Genomic DNA, 8,317 nt, shown 5'->3' with positions numbered 1-8,317 from the left:
GGTGGCGGATCTGCTGGCGGAGCGGATGGGTGGCCGGTTCAAGCGGGCCGGCAGGGCTCAGGCGCAGGTCGTCGAGGGCCGGATCGGTCCTCCGGGTCCGGCGAACCGGCGGGTGGTCCTGGTGAAGCCGATGTCGTACATGAATCTGTCCGGCGGGCCGGTGAACGCGCTGCGGGAGTTCTACAAGGTGCCGGCGGAGCGGGTGCTCGCGGTCCATGACGAGCTGGACATCGACTACGGGACGCTGCGGCTGAAGCTGGGCGGCGGGGACAACGGTCACAACGGGCTGAAGTCGCTGACGAAGGCGTTCGGGCGGGAGTACCACCGGGCGCGGTTCGGGATCGGACGGCCGCCGGGGCGGATGCAGGTGGCGGACTTCGTGCTGAAGGACTTCTCGCCGGCGGAGCGCAAGGAGCTGGACTACTTCGTGGACCGGGCGGCGGACGCGGTGGAGTGTCTGGTGATCGAGGGGCTGGAGCGGGCGCAGAGCACGTACAACTCGTGACGTGCTGATGGGTACATCGGTGGACTTGTCTCCCTGTGGGAGGGCGCCGGAGCCCACCCGGAGTTGACCGACCGCAAGGTCATGGCCAAGGATCTCGGCCATGTCTCCCGCTGTCCGCTCCTCCCGCGGCTCCTCCGCCCTGCGGTTCGGCCGGTTCGCGGCGATGGGCACGGTCGCCGCGCTGATCCTGATCGCGGGTGTGTGGGCGTCGTGGGGGACGGCGCAGCACGCGATGCTGACGAAGGGGCGTGAGCGCGGCACGGTGGAAGTGACGCGGTGCGGCGCGAAGACGTGCACGGGGCCGTACACGCCGCTGTCGCAGGGGTCGCAGCCGCGTGCGGAGGTCGTGCTGGAGAACTCGGTGGCCGTGGCGGAGGGGCGGACGTACGCGGTGGTGCTGAAGCCGGGCGGTACGGACGCCGTCCGTGCGGGTCCCGCCGGGATCCTCTACGCGTGGGTCCCGCTGGGCGGCGCGCTGCTGCTGACGTCGGTCGTGGTGGCCGGTGGTCTGCTGCGCACGCGGGCGGCGTGGGTGCTGGCGCTGTCGGGGACGGCGCTGCTGACGGCGGCCTTCCTGGCCGTGTAGGGCGGAGCCTTGCGGGACAGAGCCGCACAGGACGAAGCCGGGCGGGACGAAGCCGCACAGGACGAAGGGGTGCCCCCGGCCGTACGAGGCCGGGGGCACCCCTTTCCTCCCGGCGGGTCAGCCGGTGTTGCGCAGGCCGGCCGCGACACCGTTGACGGTGAGCAGCAGGGCGCGGGAGAGCAGCGGGTCGGGCTCCTGGCCGGCGCCGACGGCGTCGCGCTGGCGCTTGAGGAGGGCCACCTGGAGGTAGGAGATCGGGTCCAGGTAGGCGTCGCGGATGGTGAAGGTCTGCTTGAGGACCGGGTCGGCGTCCAGGAGTTCCCGTTCGCCGGTGACGCGCAGCACTTCGGTGACGGTCAGCTCGTGTTCGGCCTTGATGGCGTCGAAGACGTGCTTGAGCTCGTCGGGGACGAGGGTGTCGACGTAGTGCTGGGCGATGCGCAGGTCGGTCTTGGCGAGGGTCATCTCCACGTTGGAGATGAAGTTGCGGAAGAAGTGCCACTGCTGGTGCATCTCGTCGAGCACGGTGTCCAGTCCCGCCTCGCGCAGCGCCTTGAGGCCGGAGCCGACGCCGTACCAGCCGGGGACGATCTGCCGGGACTGGGTCCAGCCGAACACCCACGGGATGGCGCGCAGTCCGTCGAGTGAGACGCCGGAGCCGGGGCGGCGGGAGGGCCGCGAGCCCAGGTGCAGGTCGGCGAGCTGGTCGACGGGTGTGGAGGCCAGGAAGTACGTCGGCAGGTCGGGGTCCTCGACGAGCTTGCGGTAGGCCGTGTGGGCGGCGTCGGAGACGACGTCCATGGCGGCGTCCCAGCGGGCGAGGGCCTCGACGGACTGGCGGGGCGCGGTGTGCAGGGCGGACGCCTGGAGGGTGGCGGCGACGGACAGTTCCAGGTTCTCGCGGGCGAGGGCCGGGATGAGGTACTTGTCGGAGATGACCTCGCCCTGTTCGGTGACCTTGATCTCGCCTTCGAGGGTGCCCCAGGGCTGGGCGAGGATGGCGTCGTGGGTGGGGCCGCCGCCGCGGCCGACGGTGCCGCCGCGGCCGTGGAAGAGGCGGAGCCGTACGCCGTAGCGGTGGGCGACGTCGCGCAGGCGCCGCTGGGCGCGGTGGATCTCCCACTGGCTGGTGGTGATGCCGCCGAACTTGGAGGAGTCGGAGTAGCCGAGCATGACCTCCTGGACGTCGCCCCGGAGCGCGACGAGGCGCCGGTAGGAGGGGTCGGCGAGCATGTCCTCGAGGATGGTGTCGGCGGCCTTGAGCTCGTCGGTGGTCTCCAGCAGCGGGACGATGCCGATCTTCGCCCAGCCGGCGTGCAGGTCGATGAGTCCGGCCTCGCGCGCCAGCACGGCGGCGGCGAAGACGTCGTCGGCGCCCTGGCACATGGAGATGATGTACGACTCGACGACCTCGGGTCCGAAGACCTCCAGGGCCCGCCTGACGGTCTGGAAGACGCCGAGGGTCTTCTCGCCGGCGGCGTCGACGGGTGCCGGGGTGGGGGCGAGCGGGCGGCGTGACCTGAGCTCCTTGGCGAGGAGCTTGGAGCGGTACTCGCGGGGCATGTCGGCGTAGCGCCACGATTCCTCGCCGAGCCGGTCGAAGAGCTGGCCGAGGGCGTGGTGGTGGGCGTCGGCGTGTTCGCGTACGTCCATGGTGGCGAGCTGGAGGCCGAAGGCGGCCAGCGTGCGGATCGTACGGGCGAGGCGGCCGTCGGCGAAGAGGCCGCCGCGGTGTTCGCGCAGGGAGGCCTGGATGATGCGCAGGTCGGCGAGGAGTTCGCCGGTGCCGAGGTAGTCGCGGCCGGTCTCGTGGGGGGTGCCCTTGGCGAGGCGGAGCTTGGTGTTCTCCAGCTTCTGCCGGATGCAGGTGGCCTTGAGCCGGTAGGGCTCCTCGGCGTTGAGCCGCTTGTAGCGGGGGCTGATCTCGGGCAGGGCGTCGAGGTCGGCCCGGAGGGAGGCCAGCAGCTCCTCCGTCGCACCCGCGTAGCGGATGGAGTTGGAGAGGAAGCCGCGCAGTTCGTCGATCATCTCCAGGGCGTCGTTGATGCCGTGTTCGTGCTGGAGGATGAGGACGTCCCAGGTGACCTGGGGGGTGACGTTGGGGTTGCCGTCGCGGTCGCCGCCGATCCAGGTGCCGAAGGTGAGGGGGCGGGTGTCGTCGGGGAGGTGGACGCCGACGCGCTCCAGCTCCGCCGTGAGGTCCTCCAGGACGTCGCCGACCGCGCCGGCGTGCAGTTCGTCGAGGTAGTAGACGGCGTTGCGGGCCTCGTCGGCGGGCTCGGGGCGGACCACGCGCAGTTCGTCGGTCTGCCAGACGAGGTCGATGTTCTCGGCGAGCCGGGTGTCCAGGCGGCGCCGGTCGGAGGCGATGACCGGGGTGTCGAGGAGGGCGGCGATCCGGCGGAGCTTGTTGAGGACGGAGCGGCGGGCGGCCTCGGTGGGGTGGGCGGTGAAGACGGGCCGGATGTTGAGGTTGCGGACCGTCTCGCGCAGGTGCTCGGGGTCGGCGTCCTTGAGGCGGTCGGCGGTGCGGGAGAGCAGTCCGCCCTCGGCGGCGCGGCGGGCGCGCAGTTCGCGGCTGCGGTGCACCTGCTCGGTGACGTTGGCGAGGTGGAAGTAGGTGGAGAACGCGCGGACCAGCTTGGCCGCGGTCTGCAGTTCGGTGCCCCGCAGCAGCTCGGCGGCGGCCTCACCGTCCTCACGGGTGAGTCGGCGCACCTTCTCGACGAGGTCGAGCAGCTCCGGGCCCTCCTGCCGTACCAGGGTCTCGCCCAGGAGATCACCCAGTCGGCGGATGTCGGCACGCAGCTCGCTGCTCGTCGTGGTGGTCTGGTCGTCGGCACTGCTCACAGGTGCGGCTCCTTGCAGTGTTGAAGCTCGTCTGGGAGGGAACCCGGGCGAACGTCTCGCGCGGCGTGTGCCGCCTCGGGCCGGACGTCCGGGAAGAAATCAGAGCGGACCGCGCTGTCCGACCGACTTCAAGGATAGGTCTCGACCCGGACGCGCAGGCCGACGGGCCCTTGCCGACGGGCTACGCACTGTCATACTTACGTTGCCGTAGGTTACGGAAGCGTAGGAACGCAGTGTGTTTCCGGCGGCCCGGCACCCACCCTCAGTCCACATACCCCACAGGGGACACGCATGACCTCAGGCTCCGACGTGCTGCACGAAGCTCCGAAACAACCCGGGTCCGACGACGCCGCGCCCTCCGCCACGCTGGGTGGTGAGCGCAAGCGCTCCATCGAGCAGATCACGCTGCTGCTCTTCATCACCGTCCCCTTCCTGGCGCTGGTGGCGGCGGTGCCGCTGGCGTGGGGGTGGGGGGTGAGCTGGCTGGACCTCGGTCTGCTGGTCTTCTTCTACTACCTCGGTTGCCACGGCATCACCATCGGCTTCCACCGTCACTTCACGCACGGTTCGTTCAAGGCGAAGCGGCCGTTGAGGATCGCGCTGGCGATCGCCGGGTCGATGGCGGTGGAGGGCCCGCTGGTGCGGTGGGTGGCCGACCACCGCAAGCACCACAAGTTCTCCGACGCCGAGGGCGACCCGCATTCGCCGTGGCGGTACGGGGAGACGGTCCCGGCGCTGATGAAGGGCCTGTGGTGGGCGCACATCGGCTGGATGTTCGACGAGGAGCAGACTCCGCAGGAGAAGTACGCGCCGGATCTGGTCAAGGACCGGACCCTGCGGGCGATCTCCCGGCAGTTCGTCCTGTGGACGGCGTTGTCGCTGGCGCTGCCCGCGCTGATCGGCGGTCTGGTCACCATGTCCTGGTGGGGCGCGTTCACCGGCTTCTTCTGGGGGTCGCTCGTCCGGGTGGCGCTGCTGCACCATGTGACGTGGTCGATCAACTCGATCTGCCACGCGGTCGGCAAGCGTCCGTTCAAGTCGCGGGACCGTTCGGGCAATGTGTGGTGGCTGGCGGTCCTGTCCTGCGGTGAGTCGTGGCACAACCTGCACCACGCCGATCCGACGTCCGCGCGGCACGGTGTGGAGCGCTGGCAGCTCGATTCCTCCGCGCGTCTGATCCGCTGGTTCGAGCAGCTGGGCTGGGCCTTCGACGTGCGGTGGCCGTCACGCTCGCGTATCGATTCGCGCCGCAGCACCTCGGAAGGCGGCGCCCGGCGCGGGAAGGGACCTGTCGAGGCGGCATGATGGTCGCCGTGGCGACCGACTCCAGCAGCACCCCAGGCAACGAGAAACCGCGGCGCACCCGTCGCACCCGGATGACCGGTGCGGAGCGCCGCCAGCAGTTGCTGGAGATCGGCCGCACGCTGTTCGCGGAGAAGGGCTTCGAAGGCACGTCGGTGGAGGAGATCGCGGCGAAGGCCGGGGTCTCCAAGCCGGTGGTGTACGAGCACTTCGGCGGCAAGGAGGGCCTGTACGCGGTGGTGGTGGACCGCGAGATGCGGCGCCTGCTGGACATGGTGACCGGCTCGCTGACGGCCGGTCATCCCCGTGAGCTGTGCGAGCAGGCGGCGTTCGCGCTCCTCGACTACATCGAGGAGTACACGGACGGCTTCCGCATCCTGGTCCGCGACTCCCCCATCCCCCAGTCGACGGGCACCTTCGCCTCGCTGATCTCGGACATCGCCACCCAGGTGGAGGACATCCTGGGCCGCGAGTTCAAGAGCCGCGGCTTCGACCCCAAGCTGGCCCCGCTGTACGCGCAGGCCCTGGTCGGGATGGTGGCGCTGACGGGCCAGTGGTGGCTGGACGTCCGCAAGCCGAAAAAGGCGGAGGTGGCGGCCCACCTGGTCAACCTGGCCTGGCACGGCCTGGACGGCCTGGAGCCGAGGCCTCGGCTGATAGGTCACCGGAAGTCCTAGCGGGGCTCCAGGAACTCCAGGCGGTTGCCCACCGGGTCGTCGGAGTAGAAGCGCCGGTGGCCCGGGAGGTCGTCGTCCCAGGTGACGGATGCTCCGTGGGCGGTCAGGCGGGCGGCGTACGCCTCGATGCCGGTCACCCGCAGGCCGGGGTGGGCTTTCCTCGCGGGCCGGAAGTCCTGCTCGATGCCCAGGTGGAGGTGTACGTCCCCGGCCTCGAACCAGCAGCCGCCGCGGGCGGCCAGGACCGGTGGCTTGGGCACTTCGGTCATGCCGAGGACATCGGCGTAGTACGCGCGCAGCCGTTCCTCGGAGCCGGGCGGGGCGGCGAGCTGCACATGGTCGACGGCGGTGAGCATCAGGCCTCCTTGACGGCGACCGCGAAGACGCGGCGGAACGGGAACGGGGTGCCGTGGGGGCCGGCCGGGTAGGCCGCTCGCAGGGCGGACCGGTACGCGTCGACGAACGCGTCGCGGGCCTCGGGGTCGTCCGCCAGGGCGGTCAGGACGGGACGCAGGCCCGTGCCCTTGACCCAGTCGAGGACCGGGTCCTGCCCGGTCAGCAGGTGGACGTAGGTCGTCTCCCAGGCGTCGGTCGTGCAGCCGAGGGCGGTCAGGTGCTCCAGGTAGCCCTCCGGCCGCAGTACGGCGTCGTCGTGGCGCAGGACGCCGGCCAGACGGTCCCGCCAGCGCGGGGAGGCGGCGAGTTCGCGCAGCAGGGTGTGGCTGGGGGCGTCGAAGTTGCCGGGCACCTGGAAGGCGAGGGTGCCGCCGGGGGTGAGCCCTCGGACCCAGTCACGGAACCGCTCCACGTGCCCCGGGACCCACTGCAGCGTGGCGTTGCTGACGATCAGGTCGTACGGCCCGTCCGGCACCCAGGTGCGGACGTCGGCGTGGGCGAAGCGGAGGCTGCCGCCCCCGTGGTCGGCGCGGGCCTTGTCGAGCATCTCGGGCGAGTTGTCGTAGCCGGTGATGCGGGCGGCGGGCCAGCGGCCGGCGAGCAGGGCCGTGACGTTCCCGGCGCCGCAGCCGAGGTCGGCGATGCGGGGCGGGTCCCCCGGAAGTTCCGGGACGCGGGCGAGCAGGTCGGTGAAGGGCCGGGTGCGGTGACCGGCGTGGCGCAGGTACTGGGCCGGGTCCCAGACGGGGGTCGCTGCGGACATGGGGCCTCCCGATGGCTGACGGACGGGTATCCAGCGTCACCCACCATTCATCTCGACGTCAAGAGACTCGACATCAAGAGACTTCACATCGACACAACCACTACACTGATCGTCATGGAGGACGAGGTCGATCGGCTGGTCGCAGCGTGGCGCCGGGAGCGCCCGGACCTCGACGTGGAACCGCTCGAGGTGCTCAGCCGGGTGAGCAGACTGGCCCGGCACCTGGACCGGGCGCGCCGGCTCGCCTTCACCGAGCACGGGCTGGAGTCCTGGGAGTTCGACGTCCTGACCGCGCTGCGCCGCGCGGGCACCCCGTACCAGCTCTCGCCGGGCCAGCTCCTCACACAGACGCTGGTCACGTCGGGCACGATGACCAACCGCATCGACCGCCTCACCAAGAAGGGCCTGGTGGAGCGGCTGCCCGACCCCAGTGACCGGCGCGGTGTCCTGGTCCGGCTCACGGACGAGGGCCGCGACCGCGCCGACCAGGCACTGGCCGGGCTGCTGGCGCAGGAGCGGGCGATCCTCGGGGAGCTCACCCGCGCCCAGCGCAACGAACTGGCCGGGCTGCTACGCCAGTTGACCGCCCCGTTCGACAACATCCCCGGTTAGGTCGACGGGCCCGACACCCGCCCGCCGGGCGAGGGCCACCGCGGCGAGGGTGGAGTGCACCCCCAACTTCCCCAGGACGTTCTGCATGTGGGTCCGTACGGTGTGCGGGGACAGATACAGACGCTCGGCGACCGCCTTGCGCCCCAGCCCCGCGACCATGCACCGCAGCACCTCCCGCTCGCGCGGCGTCAGGGACTCCACGAGCCGTTCGCTCTCCGTGCGGTGCCGCCGGGCGGCGGTCAACTCCCGCAGCACGCCGGTGAGCAGCGCGGGCGGCAGATGCGTCTCGTCGCGCAGCACCCCCCGTATGACGGTGAGCAGCCGGTTCAGCGAGCAGTCCTTGGCCACCCACCCGGAGGCTCCGGCCTGGAGGGCGAGCGCGGCCCGGGCCGGGTCGTCCTTCTCCGCGAGCACGACGATCCGTACCTGCGGCTGCGCCGAACGCACCCCGGTGACCAGCGCCATCCCGTCGACGAGCCCGTCCTCGTCACCGGCCTGCACGGGCACGGCCGGCCGGCCGCCCGGCACCTTGCCGCCCAGGTCGGCGTCGACGAGCAGCACGTCGAACCGCCGTCCCTCGGCGGCCGCCCGCTCCAGGCAGCGCAGCGCGGCCGGGCCGCTGCCCG

Annotated in this window: 9 protein-coding genes; 5 read left to right on the top strand and 4 right to left on the bottom strand. The window is 71.4% G+C overall.

Annotation, left to right across the window (positions count from 1 at the left end):
• Nucleotides 1-505 (top strand): aminoacyl-tRNA hydrolase (gene pth / locus B7767_RS31920; protein WP_085575171.1); only part of this gene is annotated, 505 nt, incomplete at its 5' end.
• 100 nt (nucleotides 506-605) lie between these two features.
• The gene (locus tag B7767_RS31915; RefSeq protein ID WP_085575170.1) at nucleotides 606-1,091 is read left to right on the top strand and encodes a hypothetical protein; all 486 of its coding nucleotides are present in this window, start codon (nucleotides 606-608) and stop codon (nucleotides 1,089-1,091) included.
• Nucleotides 1,092-1,208: 117 nt separating this feature from the next.
• Here the strand turns inward: B7767_RS31915 and ppc are convergent, their stop codons facing one another.
• The gene (gene ppc / locus B7767_RS31910) at nucleotides 1,209-3,941 is read right to left on the bottom strand and encodes a phosphoenolpyruvate carboxylase (protein WP_085575169.1); all 2,733 of its coding nucleotides are present in this window, start codon (nucleotides 3,939-3,941) and stop codon (nucleotides 1,209-1,211) included.
• Nucleotides 3,942-4,232: 291 nt separating this feature from the next.
• Between ppc and B7767_RS31905 the strand changes: the two genes are divergently transcribed.
• Both B7767_RS31905 and B7767_RS31900 read left to right on the top strand, forming a co-directional pair.
• Nucleotides 4,233-5,246, top strand: coding sequence for a fatty acid desaturase (locus B7767_RS31905; protein WP_085575168.1), 1,014 nt, complete (start codon nucleotides 4,233-4,235; stop codon nucleotides 5,244-5,246).
• Nucleotides 5,243-5,920, top strand: a complete 678-nt coding sequence (locus B7767_RS31900; protein ID WP_085575167.1) for a TetR/AcrR family transcriptional regulator — start codon at nucleotides 5,243-5,245, stop codon at nucleotides 5,918-5,920. Before B7767_RS31905 ends, B7767_RS31900 begins: the two co-directional genes overlap by 4 nt.
• Here B7767_RS31900 and B7767_RS31895 read toward each other — a convergent pair.
• Nucleotides 5,917-6,276, bottom strand: a complete 360-nt coding sequence (locus tag B7767_RS31895; protein WP_085575166.1) for a VOC family protein — start codon at nucleotides 6,274-6,276, stop codon at nucleotides 5,917-5,919. The genes B7767_RS31900 and B7767_RS31895 overlap by 4 nt on opposite strands.
• Nucleotides 6,276-7,079, bottom strand: a complete 804-nt coding sequence (locus B7767_RS31890) for a trans-aconitate 2-methyltransferase (protein WP_085575165.1) — start codon at nucleotides 7,077-7,079, stop codon at nucleotides 6,276-6,278. Before B7767_RS31890 ends, B7767_RS31895 begins: the two co-directional genes overlap by 1 nt.
• A gap of 114 nt (nucleotides 7,080-7,193) precedes the next feature.
• On the opposite strand from B7767_RS31890, the gene tamR reads away from it, so the two are divergent.
• Nucleotides 7,194-7,691, top strand: a complete 498-nt coding sequence (tamR, locus tag B7767_RS31885; RefSeq protein WP_085575164.1) for a MarR family transcriptional regulator TamR — start codon at nucleotides 7,194-7,196, stop codon at nucleotides 7,689-7,691.
• Here tamR and B7767_RS31880 read toward each other — a convergent pair.
• Nucleotides 7,650-8,317, bottom strand: a 668-nt coding sequence (locus B7767_RS31880; RefSeq protein ID WP_085575163.1) for a response regulator transcription factor, incomplete at its 5' end; no start/stop codon positions are given. The genes tamR and B7767_RS31880 overlap by 42 nt on opposite strands.

The sequence above is a fragment of the Streptomyces sp. 13-12-16 genome, assembly GCF_002114215.1.
Lineage (GTDB): Bacteria > Actinomycetota > Actinomycetes > Streptomycetales > Streptomycetaceae > Streptomyces.
This window is presented reverse-complemented; position numbering and strand designations above follow the sequence as displayed.

Excerpts from the sequence above, each read along its gene's own strand:
- B7767_RS31915 (WP_085575170.1), top strand. The coding sequence starts at position 606 with ATGTCTCCCGCTGTCCGCTCCTCCCGCGGCTCCTCCGCCCTGCGGTTC.
- B7767_RS31905 (WP_085575168.1), top strand. The coding sequence starts at position 4,233 with ATGACCTCAGGCTCCGACGTGCTGCACGAAGCTCCGAAACAACCCGGG.
- B7767_RS31900 (WP_085575167.1), top strand. The coding sequence starts at position 5,243 with ATGATGGTCGCCGTGGCGACCGACTCCAGCAGCACCCCAGGCAACGAG.
- B7767_RS31895 (WP_085575166.1), bottom strand. The coding sequence starts at position 6,276 with ATGCTCACCGCCGTCGACCATGTGCAGCTCGCCGCCCCGCCCGGCTCC.
- B7767_RS31890 (WP_085575165.1), bottom strand. The coding sequence starts at position 7,079 with ATGTCCGCAGCGACCCCCGTCTGGGACCCGGCCCAGTACCTGCGCCAC.
- tamR (WP_085575164.1), top strand. The coding sequence starts at position 7,194 with ATGGAGGACGAGGTCGATCGGCTGGTCGCAGCGTGGCGCCGGGAGCGC.